Source organism: Billgrantia sp. NRB1, from assembly GCF_056921725.1.
This window is the reverse complement of sequence record NZ_CM167783.1, coordinates 2,724,354-2,737,130: the sequence shown is the minus strand read 5'-3', so window position 1 is coordinate 2,737,130 and position 12,777 is coordinate 2,724,354. Positions and strand designations below refer to the sequence as shown.

At 71.6% G+C, this 12,777-nt stretch carries 11 protein-coding genes and 1 pseudogene; all 12 read left to right on the top strand.

All coding sequences use genetic code 11. From position 1 onward, the window contains the following. The first annotated feature begins 46 nt into the window (after positions 1 to 46). The 12 genes and pseudogenes from coxB to ACZIYR_RS12360 all read left to right on the top strand — a co-directional run bounded on the left by coxB (position 47) and on the right by ACZIYR_RS12360 (position 12,718). On the top strand, positions 47 to 1,033 hold the full coding sequence (gene coxB, locus ACZIYR_RS12415; protein WP_483526899.1) for a cytochrome c oxidase subunit II: 987 nt from the start codon (positions 47 to 49) through the stop codon (positions 1,031 to 1,033). Beyond that, positions 1,030 to 3,549 (top strand): cytochrome c oxidase subunit I, encoded by a 2,520-nt coding sequence (ctaD, locus tag ACZIYR_RS12410; protein ID WP_483526898.1) that lies wholly within the window; start codon positions 1,030 to 1,032, stop codon positions 3,547 to 3,549. Before coxB ends, ctaD begins: the two co-directional genes overlap by 4 nt. Further along, on the top strand, positions 3,546 to 3,893 hold the full coding sequence (locus tag ACZIYR_RS12405) for a hypothetical protein (protein ID WP_483526897.1): 348 nt from the start codon (positions 3,546 to 3,548) through the stop codon (positions 3,891 to 3,893). Before ctaD ends, ACZIYR_RS12405 begins: the two co-directional genes overlap by 4 nt. Next, a complete protein-coding gene (locus ACZIYR_RS12400; RefSeq protein ID WP_483526896.1) occupies positions 3,884 to 6,157 on the top strand; it encodes a heavy metal translocating P-type ATPase in 2,274 nt (757 codons plus the stop codon). Before ACZIYR_RS12405 ends, ACZIYR_RS12400 begins: the two co-directional genes overlap by 10 nt. A gap of 95 nt (positions 6,158 to 6,252) precedes the next feature. After that, positions 6,253 to 7,314, top strand: coding sequence for a nicotinate-nucleotide--dimethylbenzimidazole phosphoribosyltransferase (cobT, locus tag ACZIYR_RS12395; protein WP_483526895.1), 1,062 nt, complete (start codon positions 6,253 to 6,255; stop codon positions 7,312 to 7,314). Continuing rightward, complete coding sequence (cbiB, locus tag ACZIYR_RS12390) at positions 7,311 to 8,288, top strand: adenosylcobinamide-phosphate synthase CbiB (protein WP_483526894.1); 978 nt, start codon at positions 7,311 to 7,313, stop codon at positions 8,286 to 8,288. The genes cobT and cbiB overlap by 4 nt, the downstream gene beginning before the upstream one ends. Continuing rightward, on the top strand, positions 8,285 to 9,376 hold the full coding sequence (cobD, locus tag ACZIYR_RS12385) for a threonine-phosphate decarboxylase CobD (protein ID WP_483526893.1): 1,092 nt from the start codon (positions 8,285 to 8,287) through the stop codon (positions 9,374 to 9,376). Before cbiB ends, cobD begins: the two co-directional genes overlap by 4 nt. Continuing rightward, positions 9,373 to 9,899: pseudogene (locus ACZIYR_RS12380) on the top strand (bifunctional adenosylcobinamide kinase/adenosylcobinamide-phosphate guanylyltransferase). Before cobD ends, ACZIYR_RS12380 begins: the two are co-directional and overlap by 4 nt. 201 nt (positions 9,900 to 10,100) lie before the next feature. Beyond that, complete coding sequence (locus ACZIYR_RS12375; protein ID WP_473034065.1) at positions 10,101 to 10,922, top strand: Fic family protein; 822 nt, start codon at positions 10,101 to 10,103, stop codon at positions 10,920 to 10,922. A gap of 49 nt (positions 10,923 to 10,971) precedes the next feature. Continuing rightward, positions 10,972 to 11,742 carry an adenosylcobinamide-GDP ribazoletransferase gene (cobS, locus tag ACZIYR_RS12370; RefSeq protein WP_483526892.1) on the top strand — a complete coding sequence of 257 codons (771 nt, stop codon included), beginning with the start codon at positions 10,972 to 10,974 and terminating at the stop codon, positions 11,740 to 11,742. Continuing rightward, on the top strand, positions 11,694 to 12,329 hold the full coding sequence (locus tag ACZIYR_RS12365; protein WP_483526891.1) for a histidine phosphatase family protein: 636 nt from the start codon (positions 11,694 to 11,696) through the stop codon (positions 12,327 to 12,329). The genes cobS and ACZIYR_RS12365 overlap by 49 nt, the downstream gene beginning before the upstream one ends. Further along, a complete protein-coding gene (locus ACZIYR_RS12360) occupies positions 12,281 to 12,718 on the top strand; it encodes a bifunctional adenosylcobinamide kinase/adenosylcobinamide-phosphate guanylyltransferase (RefSeq protein WP_483526890.1) in 438 nt (145 codons plus the stop codon). The genes ACZIYR_RS12365 and ACZIYR_RS12360 overlap by 49 nt, the downstream gene beginning before the upstream one ends. Positions 12,719 to 12,777: the final 59 nt, after the last annotated feature.

Genomic DNA, 12,777 nt, shown 5'->3' with positions numbered 1-12,777 from the left:
TCAAGGCGCCGTCCGAGCCGGGGTCAAGTCGCCTGGCCAACGCCCGGTGCTCTGGGCGCTGCCGCTGATGGTCGGCCTGGCCGGCTGCAGCGGCGATACCTCGATCCTCGACCCCGCCGGGCCGGCGGCCCGTGACGTGGCCCTGGTGTGGTGGGGCATGCTGGCCTTCTTCACCCTGGTATTCGTGGCGGTGGTGGGGCTGTGGCTTTACGCCTTTCGCCGCGGCGAGCGCCCCGAGCTCAGCGCCGAGCAGGAACGCCGCATCGCCCGGCGCTGGGTGATCGGCGGCGGCATCCTGCTGCCTGGGGTGACCATCGTCGTTCTGCTGGCCTGGGGGGTGCCGGCAGGCCAACGGATGCTGCCGCTGCCCGGCGGCGAGTCGCCGATGGTCATCGAGGTGGTGGGGCACCAGTGGTGGTGGGAGGTGCGCTACCCCGACGCCGAGGGCGGCGAGGTGGTGACTGCCAACCAGCTGGTGATGCCGGCGGGCGAGCCGGTGGACTTTCAGGTCACCGGGGCCGACGTGATCCACTCTTTCTGGATTCCGCGCCTGGGGGGCAAGATCGACATGATTCCCGGCCGCACCAACCGGATTCGCCTGGAGGCCGACCAGGCCGGCGTCTTTGGTGCCCAGTGCGCCGAGTTCTGTGGCGCCCAGCATGCCCATATGCGCCTCCACGTGGAGGCGGTGCCCAGGGATGAGCTCGAGGAGTGGCTGGCGGCGCGGCAGCCCGAGCCAGAGCCTGAGACGGTACCGGAGCACGCCGAGGCGCGGGAACACTTCCGTGAGCACTGCGCGGATTGCCATCGTGTCGCCGGTGTCAGCGAGGGTGACGTGGGGCCCGACCTCAGCGATATCGGGGCCCGGGCGACCCTGGGCGCCGGCGTGATGGCCATGCAGGAGGGCGCCATCGCCGACTGGCTCAAGCACCACCAGACATACAAGCCCGGCAATCGCATGCCCGCCCATGACGACATCGACGCCGAGACCCTGGAGCAGATCGGCACCTGGCTGGAGACCTTGCAACCATGAGCGAGACCGCCCGTCGTGACACCGCTGCGATGCACCGCAACATGGAGGAAGTGTGGGGCAACCCCCGCGGCCTGCGGGCCCTGACCATCGTCAATCATACCACCCTGGGCCTGCGCTTCATGGCCACCGGCCTGGTCTTCTTCCTGCTCGGCGGGGTGCTGGCGATGCTGGTGCGCACCCAGCTGGCGTTCCCCGACCAGGCCTTCCTGTCGCCGGAGATCTATAACCAGGTCACCACCATGCACGGCACGGTGATGATGTTCCTGTTCGCCATCCCCATGCTCGAGGGGCTGGCGATCTACATGATCCCCAAGATGATCGGCGCACGCGACCTGGTCTGCCCCCGGCTCACCGCCCTGGGCTACTGGTGCTACCTGTTCGGCGGCATCATCCTGTTCTCCAGCCTGCTGCTGGAGATGGCGCCGGACAGCGGCTGGTTCATGTACACCCCGCTGAGCTCCGGCGAGTTCTCGCCGGGGCCGGGCTCCGACTTCTGGCTGCTCGGCATCACCTTCATCGAGATATCGGCCATGGCCGCGGGGGTCGAGCTGGTGGTATCGATCCTGCGCACCCGCACCCAGGGCATGTCGCTGCTGCGCATGCCGCTGTTCGCCTGGTACATCCTGGTCATGGCACTGATGATCGTGGTGGGCTTCCCGCCGCTGATCCTCGCCAGCATCCTGCTGGAGCTGGAGCGGGCGGCCGGGATGCCGTTCTTCGAGGTGGCCGCCGGCGGCGATCCCATCCTTTGGCAGCACCTGTTCTGGCTGTTCGGCCACCCCGAGGTGTACATCATCTTCCTGCCGGCGGCGGGGATCGTCTCGACCCTGATTCCGGTGTTCGCCGGGCGCCCCATTGTCGGCTATGGCTGGGTGGTGGCGGCAGTGATCATCACCGGCTTCGTCAGCTTCGGGCTCTGGGTGCACCATATGTTCACGGTGGGCATCCCGCAGCTCGCCCAGGCTTTCTTCTCCGCCGCCAGCATGCTGGTGGCGGTGCCCACCGCCATCCAGATCTTCGCCTGGCTGGCCACCCTGTGGCTGGGCAGGCCGCGCATGACCCTGCCGATGCTGTGGATCGTCGGCTTCCTGGTGATCTTCGTCTGTGGCGGGCTGACCGGCGTGATGCTGGCGCTGGTGCCCTTCAACTGGCAGGTCCACGACACCCACTTCGTGGTGGCCCACCTGCACTATGTGCTGGTTGGCGGCATGCTCTTCCCGCTGATCGCCGGGGCCTATTACTGGCTGCCGCTGCTCTCCGGGCGGCTGCCCAACGAACGGCTGGGGCGCTGGGGGTTCTGGCTGACCTTCATCGGCTTCAACCTGACCTTCCTGATCATGCACTGGACGGGGCTGTTGGGCATGCCGCGGCGGGTCTACACCTATGACACGGCCATGGGCTGGGAGCTGTTCAACCTGATCTCGACCCTGGGGGGCTTCATGATGTCGGCCGGCATTGCCATGCTGCTGCTGGATCTGGGCCTGCACTTCCGCTTCGGCCGGCGGGCGCCGCGCAACCCCTGGGGCGCCGATACCCTGGAGTGGGTCAACACCATGCCGCCGAGTCCCTATAACCTGGTCAGTCTGCCGGCGGTGCACAGTCGCCATCCGCTCTGGGACGATCCGGACCTGCCCCGCAGCACCTCGGCCGGGGAGCACGGCCTGCCCGGGGCCCCCTACGGGCGCCGCGAGCTCTGGGGCAGCGATCCCCTGACCGGCAAGCTGCGCGAGGTGATCCATATTCCTACCAGCAGCTGGTGGCCCTTCCTGGCGGCCGCCGCCCTGGCGGTGGTGTGCGTCAGCCTGCTGGTGCGGGTCTACTGGGTGGCGGCCCTGGCCACCCTGGTAGCCACGCTGCTGCTGCTGCGCTGGTCCTGGGAGAACGGCGCCCACCCCCGCGCCGCCGCGGACGGCCGGGTGGCCGAGGGCGACCCGCCGCTGCACTCCCGCACCCTGGACGGCCCGGGGCGCTGGTGCATGGGCATCGCGCTGCTGGCCAACGGCTCGCTGCTGCTGTCGCTGCTGTTCGGCTGGTTCTATCTGTGGACCGTCTCGCCCGAATGGCGGATGCCCGAGGCCTCGCCGCTGTCGCTATCGATGCTGCTCGCCGCCGGCGCGCTGCTCACCCTGGGCTGGCTGGGCTTCGAGCGGCTGGTTCGGGCGCTCTGCCAGCGCCGCGACCGGGGGCTGGGCCCGGGGCTCTACGCGGTGGCGGCCCTGGGCGGGCTGCACCTGCTGGGGGTGATCGCGCTGCTCTGGCAGGCGCCGATCGCCCCCACCGACAATGCCCACGATGCGGTACTCTGCGTGGCGCTGATCTACCTGATGATTCATGCCGGCCTGGCCACGGTGCTGGCTCTGCTGCAGGCGCTGCGGGTCGGCTACGGCTACGTCGGCGCCGAGCTGCCCTACGAGCCGCGGGTGGTGGTGCTGCTGTGGCGCTACCTGCTGGGGGCCTACTGGCTATTGGCGGCATCGCTGTGGCTGCTGCCGACGCTGCTGGGAGGTGGCGCATGAGACCCAACCTGCCGCTGACCCATCCGCTGCATCTGGCCATCGGCCTGACCCTCTGGAGCCTGTGGTTCGTGATCGTCTATGGCGGCCTGTCCGTAGCCTGTGCGGTGGCCCCCCCGGCGCCGGAGCGGGGGGCGCTGACTCCCATCAACCTGGCGCTGGGCCTGCTCACCCTGGCCACCGTGGCACTGCTCGCCGCCCTGGCATGGCGCAGCTGGCAGGTTGCCGGGGCCGCCAGCGGCCGCGGCTGCTACGTGGCGCGCGTCGCCGCCTGGCTCTACGCCTTCTCGGCGGTGGGCACGCTCTACATCGGGGTGCCGGTGATCGCCGTGCCGCCATGCCTGTAGCGCCGTCGGCGTCGGGAACTTCCTCTCGCGAGGCGCTGTTCTCGGTGCAGGGGCTGTGGTGCACCAGCTGTGCGCTGGCGGTGGAGGCGCAGCTGCGGCGTCTGCCGGGCGTCCACTCGGCCAGCCTGCACTACCCCAGCGCGACCCTGCTGGTGAGCGGAGAGCCGGATGCGCTGGAGGAGGCGCGCCTGGCCCCGGCGGTGGCGCGGCTCGGCTACCGCCTGGCGCCGCCGGAGGCGGCGCGGGATGCCGAGGCGCGCCTGGAGGCGGAGAGCCGCTACCTGAGCCTGCGGCTGCTGGTGGCGGCGGCCTTCGGCATGTGGACCATGCTCGCCTCGCTGCTGATCTACGCCGGTGCCCTGCCCGACGACGACCTGGAGCGGGTAATGGCCTGGGTGTCGGGGGCCTTCTCGGTGCCGGTGGTCGCCTACGCAGGCCTGCCGTTCTATCGCGCCGGCTGGCGCACGCTCAGGGCGCGCCTGCCGGGTATGGATGCCCTGGTCTCGCTGGGCGCCCTGGGGGCGGTGGCCGTGTCGGTGTGGCTGCTGGGGCGCGGCTCGGCGGAGGTCTATTTCGATACCGCCGTGATGCTGATCGGCCTGCTGCTGGTGGGGCGCCTGGTGGAGACCCTCTGCCGCCACCGGGGGCTGCGTGCCCTGCAGGCGCTGCATGAGCCCCCGGCCGAGGTGTGCCGATGGGAGGGGGGGCGCTGGCAGCCTTGCGCCCTGGAGGCGGTGCGCCGCGGCGATCGGCTGTGGGTGGCGGCCGGGGCCCCCATCCCTCTGGATGGCACCCTCCGTTCGGACGAGGCGCGGCTCGACATGGCGCCGCTCACCGGCGAGAGCGCCCCGCAGCGCCGGCTGTCCGGCGAGGCGGTGGCCGCCGGCTGCCGCAATGCGGGAGCGGCGCTGGAGATGACGGTCAGCGCCGAGGCCGGTGAGTGCCGGCTCGACCGCCTCTGCGAGCAGATGTGGTGGCAGCAGGCCCGCAAGGGCGAGCTGGCGCGCCTCGCCGATCGCTTCGCCGCCTGGCTGAGCCCGCTGGCGGTGGGGCTGGCCGGGCTGACCCTGCTGCTCGCCTGGCTGGCCGGGATCCCGGCGGAGGAGGCGGTGGTGCGTGCCCTCTCGGTGCTGGTGGTGGCCTGCCCCTGTGCCGTGGGGCTGGCGATTCCTCTGGCCGGGCTCGCCGGCAGCGGTCGCGCCCTGGAGCGGGGCATCGCGTTTCGCGATCCCGCCGCCTTCGAGACCCTGGCCCGGGTGCGCTCGGCCGCCTTCGACAAGACCGGCACCCTCACCGCCGGTGAGCCCGCCGTCACCCGGCTGCTGCCGGCGCCGGACATCGAGGCGGAGCCGCTGCTGGCGCTGGCCGCCCTGGCGGCCCAGGGCAGCGACCACCCCCTGGCCCGTGCCCTGGGGCGCGCGGCCCACGATGGGGGGCTGCCTGCGGCCGGCGAGGTGGCCAGTCAGCAGGAGATTGCCGGCCTCGGCCGCCGGGTCCAGCTGGTCGACGGCCGCGAACTGTGCCTGGGGAGCCGGGCCTGGCTGGCGCAGCGGGGGATCGCCGTGCCGGCGGACGAACCCGGAGGCGACAGCGAGGTGGCCCTGGCCTGCGACGGTCGCTGGCTGGGGAGCGTCCTGCTGGGCGAGGCGGCGCTGCCCGGCAGCGCCGAGACCCTGGCGCGGCTGCGCCGCGGCGGCCTTGCCCTGGCGCTGATCAGCGGCGATCGTCCGCCGGCCGTGCGGCGGCTGGGCCGGGCACTGGGCCTGGGCGAGGCGGAGTGCTTCCCCGGCCGCTCCCCCGAGGCCAAGGCGGCGCTGATCGAGGCGCTCCCCCAGCCGTCCCTCTACGTGGGTGACGGCATCAACGATGCCCTCGGCCTGGCCACGGCCAGCGTCGGCATGGCGCCCCTGGGGGCCAGCGCGGCGGCCCGGGAGGGGGGGGCGGTGGTGCTGCTGCGATCGGGCATCGGCGGCGTCGAGGAGGCCTGGTGCCTGGCCCGGCGCACGCGGCGGGTGATGCGCCAGAACCTGGTGCTCTCGGCGCTCTACAATGCGCTGGCGCTGGGGCTGGCGGTGAGCATGACGATCCCGCCCCTGGTGGCGGTGCTGGCCATGGTGGCCAGTTCGCTGAGCGTGATGGGCAACGCCGCGCGGCTGGCCTGGAGCCAGGCGCCGGCGACCGGGGCACTGGCTCGGGCCGGCCAGCCGAGCCGCCGCTGGTCCCCCGCGGGCGGCGCCGGAGGCAGCCCGACGCAAGCGTCTTGAGCGTCTCCCTATGGCGCAGGGACGCTGGTGCCTGTCGGCGGCGGGGGAGCTTGCTATGATGGGCGCCGTTTTCGAGCCAACGCAGGATGCCCCCTATGCTCATCGAGACCATCGCGCGCCTTCGGCCGGTCGACAAGGCGATCGTCCCCCAGGTCGTCGACCACCTCAATTGCCTGACCAAGCCGCCGGGCAGCCTGGGACAGCTGGAGTCGCTGGCCGTCAATCTGGCCACTATGACCGGCGAGCCCTTGCCGCGGGTGTCGCCTCCCGGGGTGCTGGTGTTCGCCGCCGACCACGGCGTGGCGGTCGAGGGCGTCTCCGCCTTCCCCCCGTCGGTGACCGCCCAGATGGTGGCCAACTTCGTGGCCGGCGGGGCGGCGATCAATGTCTTCGCCCGGGGGATCGGGGCGCGACTCGAGGTGATCGACGTGGGGGTGGCCGAGGCGCTGCCGACCGTGGGGGTCGTCGACGAGAAGGTGCGCCTGGGCACGGCCAATGTCATCGAGCAGGATGCCATGAGCGCCAGCGAGGCCGAGCGCGCCATCGAGGCGGGCATCCGCGCCGCCGAGCGGGCCGTCGATGCCGGCTGCCGCTGCCTGATCGTCGGCGAGATGGGCATCGCCAACACCACCGCCAGCAGCGCCCTGCTGGCGGTGCTGACCGGCAAGCCGGTGGCCAGCCTGACCGGGCCCGGCACGGGGCTCGTGGAGGAGCGCCTGGCCCACAAGCGAAGGATCATTTCCCGGGCCATCGAGGCCCGGGCGCCGGATCCCGACAATCCCCTGGAGGTGCTGGCGAAGCTGGGCGGCCTGGAGATCGCCGCCATGGTCGGCGCCTACCTGGGCGGCGCGGCGCGGCGGGTGCCGCTGCTGGTGGACGGCTTCATCGCCACCACGGCGGCACTGCTGGCCTGCCGACTCAGCCCGTCGGTGCGCGACTATCTGATCTTCGGCCATCGCTCCCGGGAGCCGGGGCACGCCCACGCCCTGGCCGCCCTCGGCGCTCACCCCCTGCTCGACCTGGAGCTGCGCCTGGGCGAGGGCACCGGGGCGGCCCTGGCCTTCCCGCTGCTCGAGTCGGCCAGCCGGATGCTGAGTGAGATGGCCACCTTCGACACGGCCGGCGTCGACGCCGGCGAGGCGGACGGGGCGGGATGACCGAGCCGCTCTCCCTGGCGCTGCTGGGCCTGGTGGCCGCGGCCGTCCTGCTGGATCTGCTGATCGGCGACCCGCGGCGCCTGCCCCATCCGGTGGTGGGCATGGGCGCGGTGATCGCCCGGCTGGAACGGGCCTGGAACCGCGGCTCCCCCCGGGCCAGGCGACGCAAGGGCTACCTGCTGACGGCGCTGGTGGTGGCGGGCGTCTTCCTGCTCGCCTGGCTGGCGCTGGCGGGACTCGCCCGCCTCCATCCGGGCCTGGCGCTGGCCGCCGAGCTGTGGCTGCTGGCCACCACCCTGGCCATCAAGGGGCTGCGCGATGCCGCCCTGGCGGTGGCGCTGCCGCTGGCCCGGGGCGATCTCACCGAGGCGCGACGGGCCCTGGGGCAGGTGGTGGGACGCGACACCGAGGCGCTGGAGGAGGCCGAGATCACCCGAGGCGCGGTCGAGACGGTCGCCGAGAACAGCGTGGACGGTATCACCGCGCCGCTGTTCTTCGCCCTGCTCGGCGGGGTGCCCCTGGCGCTAGCCTACAAGGCGGTCAACACCCTCGACTCCATGGTCGGCTACCGCAGTGCGCGCTATGCCGACTTCGGCTACGCCTCGGCCAGGCTCGACGACCTGGCCAACTGGCTGCCGGCACGGCTGACCGCCCTGGCGATGTGCCTGGGGGGACTGGCCGTGGGCGGCGCTCGCCGGCGTGGGGCCATGGCCGCGGTGGTGCGCGAGGCGCCGCGTCACCCCAGCCCCAACAGCGGCTGGCCGGAGGCGATGATGGCGCGCCTGCTGGGCGTTCAGCTGGGGGGCACCAACCGCTACGCCGGCGTGGCGTCCCACCGTGCCACCCTGGGGGAGCCTCACGAGGCGCTGGGGGTGGCCCATGTTCACCGGGCGATTCGCCACATGCACGCCGGCTGGGCGCTCTTCCTGCTGATCATGGCCGGCGGGGTGCTGCTGAGGGAGGCGCTGCGATGAGCCCGTCTCCGCCATGGCCGGCCCACGGGGGCCAGGCCGCCGCGCTGCTGGGCCGCTTCGGGCTGCCCGCCGATCATCCGCTGATCGACTTCAGCGCCAATCTCAACCCCCTGGGGCCGCCGGCCTGGGTGCCGGCGAGGCTCGCGGCGCTGGTGCAGGGGCTTGCCCGCTACCCGGCGCCGGACTACACCCGGGCGCGTGCCGCCATCGCCCGTCGAGAGGGCGTCGGAATCGATCAGGTGCGGCTCACCAACGGCGGGGCCGAGGCGATCTTTCTCGCCGCAGCGCTGCACGCCGGCACCCGGGCGGCCATCGTCGAACCCAGCTTCGCCGAGTACGCCCGGGCCTGCGCCGCCCACGGCCTGGCGGTGTCGTCGATTGCGCTGACCCCACCGCACTTCCGGCTCGACCCCGAGCGGGTCGCGGCGCAGCTGGCGGGCTGTCGGGTGCTGTTCCTGTGCCGGCCCAACAACCCCACCGGCACCCTGGTGCCCCGCGAGGCCGTCGAGCGGCTGCTGGCGCTGACCGAGCCCCTCGGCTGCCGGGTGGTGGTCGACGAGGCCTTTATCGATTTCGTCGCCCCGGACGACGAGCGCCTGACGCCGCTGCTCTCGCGCTTTCCCCACCTGCTGCTGCTGCGCTCGCTGACCAAGTGCTATACGCTGCCGGGGCTGCGGCTGGGCTATCTGCTGGGGAGGGCCGAGACCCTTCGCCGGGCCGGCGACCATCAGCCGCCCTGGAGCGTCAATCACCTGGCCGCCGAGCTGGTGGAGCCGCTGCTCGACGATGACGACTTCATGACCCGGATGCACAGCTGGCTGGCGGCGGAGCACCCCCGGCTGCAGCGGGGCCTCGCCGGGCAGGGCCTGCGGGTCGTGCCCAGCCGTGCCAATTTCTTCCTGGTCCAGCCCGCCGGGGGGCCCCAGGCCACCCCGGGACTGTTCGAGGGGCTGCTGCGTCGCGGGATGCTGGCCCGCCACACCCACAACTTCGCCGGCCTCGACGGCGGCTGGCTGCGCCTGGCGCTGCGCGACCGTGCCGACAACGACCGGCTGCTGGCGGCGCTGGCCGAGGAGGCCGGGGCATGATCGCCTTCGTCAGCGGCGGGGCGCGCTCGGGCAAGAGCGAGGTGGCCGAGCGCCTGGTGGGCGAGCGGCAGCGCCGGGGCGGCGGGCCGCGGGCCTACCTGGCCACCGCCCGCCCCAGCGACTCCGAGATGGCCGCCCGTATCGTGCGCCACCGCCGTACGCGGGGGAGGGCTGGCTCACCCGGGAGGCCCCCCTGGCGCTGGGCCAGGCCCTCGAGGAGATGCCGGCGGGCGCCTGCGTGCTGCTCGACTGCCTGACCCTGTGGGCCAGCCGCGCCCTCTACGAGGCGCGATACAGCCACGATCAGGGGCTCGAGCAGTTCGTCGCCCTGCTGGCCGATGCCCGCGCCCGGCCCCTCGACCTGGTGGTGGTCTCCAACGACCTCAACGAGGACCTGCCACCCCGCGACGCCGAGACCTGGCGCTACATCGCCTTTCTGCAGCACCTGCACCGCCGCCTCGCCGCCGAGGCGGACCGGGTGATCGAGGTAGTGGCCGGCGTGCCCATCGAGTGGAAAGCATGAGGTTCATCGCAGACTGGCGTGAACTTACCCTGTGGGAGGGAGCTTCAGCTTGCGAAGTAGCGCGCAGCGCTACCCATGGGGCGCCTACGTTGAAGCGTTGAACCGCCGGCAGAGCCGCCTACCACCATAGAACCTGGCAAGCATGTTCACGCTAAAGTGCGAAGAGCCAAACATAAGTAAGGTAGAAGACAGGTGACGTGTATGGGTACCGACAAGGTGCATATCCTCGACCGACGTGGCTTCAACGGCGATGTCTATTCGATGATCGACGACGCCATGGCCTGGCTGCTCTCCAAGCTCAACGTCGCCTATATCATCAAGCACGTGAAGCGCGAGGAGCGCCCCGAACTGCCGGAGGAGGCACTGCGCGAGGCGGTGGTCAATGCCCTGGTGCACCGCGACTACCGCTCCACCGCCAATGTGCATGTCTATGTGTTCAAGGATCGGGTCGAGGTGGTCAGCCCCGGCGGCCTGCCTGCTGGCATGAGCGAGGCGGACCTGGGCATCAAGAGCATCCCGCGCAACCCGCTGCTGTTCGGCATGCTGCACCGCATGGAGGCCGTGGAGCATATCGGCTCCGGCATCCGGCGCATCCGCCGGCTGTGCGCCGAGTATGGTGTGGCCGAGCCAGAAATCGAGGTCTCGCCGCACTGGTTCGTGCTGCGTTTTCCGCGGCAGGTGATGGCTGAGGAGGGGGAGCGGGAGCGGGAGCGACTTGGTCCCGACTCCGAAAAAGTCACCCCGGAAGTTATCCCGGAAGTCACCCCGGAAGTCACCCCGGAAGTTCGCCTGTGCGGGGTTCTGGATGGGGAAATGTCGCGGCAGGCGCTTCAAGAGAAGCTTTCCTTGAAGGATGCTGAATATTTCCGTAAAGCCTATTTAGTGCCTGCCTTGGGAAAGGGGCTGATAGAAATGACCATCCCCGACAAGCCCCGCAGCAGCAAGCAGCGTTATCGGCTGACCGAGCGCGGCCGGCGCTACCTCGAAGAGCACGCCCCGGAGCAGAACGACAAGGATGCTTGATAACTCGGGATTCCCCTCAACAGTGCTGCCGATGGAGCGATAGCCCTGCATGCCTATACCCGTGAAAGATGCCGCCTACGGCCTGCTGCTGGCGCTGCAGTTCCTGACCCGCCTGCCGGTGCCGGTGGCGTGTCCCTGGACGCCGGCCACCCGCCGCTGGGCGCTGCGCTGTTATCCGCTGGTGGGGCTGCTGCTGGGGGTCGTGCTGGCCGGGGCGGCGGCGCTGCTGCAGGGCGTGCTGCCGGCGCCGCTGCTGGCGCTGGCGCTGCTCAGCCTGTGGGTGGGGCTCTCCGGCGGGCTGCACCTGGACGGGGTCATGGACGTGGCCGATGCCCTGGGCAGCAACGCCCCGCTGGAGAAGCGCTGGGCGATCATGAAGGATCCCCAGGTGGGCAGTTTCGGCATCCTGGCGCTGGTCTTCCTGCTGGCCTGGAAGGGGGGGCTGCTGTGGGCGCTGGTGGAGGCCGGGGTCAGCCTGGCCGTGCTGCTGGCGGTGCCGGCCCTGGCGCGTTTCGGCGCCGTGGCGCTGCTGAAACTGGCGCCCTGTGCCCGCCGCGAGGGCCTGGCCTGGGCCTGGCGTCAGGACCTGGGTCACCGCGACCTGCTGCTGGCGCTATGGCCGCTGCCGCTGCTGTTCTGGCTGCTGCCGGGGTGGATGCTGCTGTTCGGCGCCCTGCTGATCTTTCTACTACTCTACGGCCTGGCGATGACCCGGGCCTTCACCGGCATCAACGGCGATATCGTGGGTGCCGCCATCGAGGGAGGAGAGCTATGGCTGCTGCTGATCGCCTGGAGCTGGTGGTCGTTCGCCATGGGCTGACGGCCTGGAATCGCCAGCGCCGCTACCAGGGACAGCGCGACATCCCGCTGCTGCTGCCCGAGGCGCTCGCCGACCTGACCCGGCTGCGCGAGGCCCTGGCCGGCGAGCGCTTCGACGCCGTTCACTGCAGCGATCTGACCCGCTGTCGCCAGACCCTGGCCCATGTGCTGGAGGTCGACGAGCGCGGGACACGCTTCGATCCGCGTCTGCGCGAGCTCGATTTTGGCGAGTACGAGGGACACACCTGGGAAACGCTCAAGGAGCGGCCGGCCTACCGCGACTGGATCGACAGCCAGGGCGAGCGGGCGCCCCCTGGCGGCGAGTCCGCGGCGGCGATGCGCGCTCGCCTCGAGGCCTGGCAGTCGGAGCTCTTCGCCGCTGCGCGGCGCGAAGGGCACCGGCGGGTGCTGGCGGTGACCCACGGCGGGGTGATCCGCGAGCTGCGCCGCCGCTTCGAGACCCTCGATTTCTGGGAGGGCAGCGTCGGTCAGGCCCAGGGGCGGCGATTCGTCTTCCATCGACAACAGGGAGCATGGCAATGCAGCTCTTCATCGGCGGTGCCTGCGCCGGCAAGCGCGACGCCGTAACGGCGCGCTTTCCCGAGGCAAACTGGTATCGGCTGGTGCCGGGCCGGCCGCTGGGCGACTGGCGTCGCCAGGAATCTCCCGGCCCGGTGCGGGTGGTGACCGGCTGGCTTGGCTGGCTGGAGGCGGCGCTGGTCCATGAGCCCGACGACGATGCCCTGCGCCAGCGACTTGTCGCCGAACTGGACAGGCTGGGAGAGACGCAGCGCCGCGGCGAAGAAACGGTACTGATCCTGCCGGAGGTGGGCCGCGGCATCGTGCCCATGGCCGCCGGCGACCGCCGACTGCGCGACCTGGCCGGCTGGCTCGCCCAGGACGCCGCGGCCCGCGCCGAGCGGGTGTGGTACGTGCGTCACGGTCTCGTCCAGGCACTGCCCCAGGTCAAGGCATAGGAGCCTGTCGGACTTAACGCTGATCTGCTGCGAAACCCGGGCTTTCGGCCAATTTCATT

Excerpts from the sequence above, each read along its gene's own strand:
- ACZIYR_RS12400 (WP_483526896.1), top strand. The coding sequence starts at position 3,884 with ATGCCTGTAGCGCCGTCGGCGTCGGGAACTTCCTCTCGCGAGGCGCTG.
- cobS (WP_483526892.1), top strand. The coding sequence starts at position 10,972 with ATGCCTATACCCGTGAAAGATGCCGCCTACGGCCTGCTGCTGGCGCTG.
- cobT (WP_483526895.1), top strand. The coding sequence starts at position 6,253 with ATGCTCATCGAGACCATCGCGCGCCTTCGGCCGGTCGACAAGGCGATC.
- ACZIYR_RS12405 (WP_483526897.1), top strand. The coding sequence starts at position 3,546 with ATGAGACCCAACCTGCCGCTGACCCATCCGCTGCATCTGGCCATCGGC.
- cobD (WP_483526893.1), top strand. The coding sequence starts at position 8,285 with ATGAGCCCGTCTCCGCCATGGCCGGCCCACGGGGGCCAGGCCGCCGCG.
- cbiB (WP_483526894.1), top strand. The coding sequence starts at position 7,311 with ATGACCGAGCCGCTCTCCCTGGCGCTGCTGGGCCTGGTGGCCGCGGCC.
- ACZIYR_RS12360 (WP_483526890.1), top strand. The coding sequence starts at position 12,281 with ATGCAGCTCTTCATCGGCGGTGCCTGCGCCGGCAAGCGCGACGCCGTA.
- ACZIYR_RS12365 (WP_483526891.1), top strand. The coding sequence starts at position 11,694 with ATGGCTGCTGCTGATCGCCTGGAGCTGGTGGTCGTTCGCCATGGGCTG.
- ctaD (WP_483526898.1), top strand. The coding sequence starts at position 1,030 with ATGAGCGAGACCGCCCGTCGTGACACCGCTGCGATGCACCGCAACATG.
- ACZIYR_RS12375 (WP_473034065.1), top strand. The coding sequence starts at position 10,101 with ATGGGTACCGACAAGGTGCATATCCTCGACCGACGTGGCTTCAACGGC.